Raw genomic sequence first — 1,038 nt, 5'->3', positions numbered from 1 at the left:
GAGAACTCGCGGCGCCGGATACGATTCCACTGCACCCGCGCCCAGCGGGCCAACATCCAGCAATTCCACTGCTGAGCAGTGCCCGGCTAACTTCGAAGAGCCGCAATAACCGTCCCGGATACGAATGAACAGGCTCATCGCCGTGCTGGGCCGGTACGGATCCGAGGATAGGTGCGGTAGTAGTGGTTTCCCGGCCGGGTTGATCGGTCTGATGACCGCCCCGGCGCGTTGGGCCAACTCCCGCACATAGTCACCGGAGATCACACCGTAACCGTCCATGAACCCGAGACCGGAGTGGCGCGGAGAATAGGCGCGCTTGGTCGTGGGCTCGGGCTTCGCGGGCGGTACCGACTCCTCATCGGCAGAGTGGGACTCTGTGATCGGATCCGATTCAGCCGCAACAGGTTCAACAGACTCCGGGTTGCGACATCCGCGAGTTTCTGTCCTCGACTGTGCGCTCTCGGCGTCGAACAGTGCGGGCTCGGCATCGTCGGCCTCAGCAGCAGCTTCTGTCGCTTCCGGCTCCGGCTCCGGTTCTTCGAGTGTCGCAGCTTCGGTGATCACATGGATGATCACTTGTGCTTCGGCGGCCTGCACCATCGCCGGCGCGGGAATCGTGGCATCACAGTCGTCGCCGCGGTCGCACTGGCACTCGAACAACTCGCCGGACAGCAGCGCGAAGACGGCGTCGGACCGGCGGGCGCCGTCACGACGCGGATCGCCATCGCACACACTGTTCGCCAACGCGTCGATGCGGGCTGTAGCGATGCGCACGTTTTCGGCGGTCATGGAGGCGTGCAGCACAGCCATGCCGTCGCCGGCGTTTTCGGCCCAGACTCTGCGGTCCTCGACGGAGGCCTTTCGGCGTTCGCGGACAGCGGCGGGGTCGTGGCGGAACACGATGCGGTCACACGCATCGCGCAGGCGCTGCAGCGAGCTTGTCAAGATTTTTGTGTAAGTAGTTGTGCTCGTGTGGGTTAGAGGTAGGGGTTGATTCGGTCGGGGTAGGCTAGGGCGAGTTGAGCGAGGGCTTGTTTC

The 1,038-nt window shown here is 64.0% G+C and carries 1 protein-coding gene; it reads right to left on the bottom strand.

Annotated features, from left to right (window positions below; translation table 11 throughout):
• Positions 1 to 945 (bottom strand): DUF222 domain-containing protein (locus tag IEW22_RS19795; protein ID WP_268235507.1); only part of this gene is annotated, 945 nt, incomplete at its 3' end.
• Positions 946 to 1,038 lie beyond the last annotated feature (93 nt).

The organism is Gordonia jinhuaensis (assembly GCF_014639795.1).
Lineage (GTDB): Bacteria > Actinomycetota > Actinomycetes > Mycobacteriales > Mycobacteriaceae > Gordonia_B > Gordonia_B jinhuaensis.
Note: the sequence above shows the minus strand (reverse complement) of the source record. Positions and strands in the feature narration are given on the sequence as shown.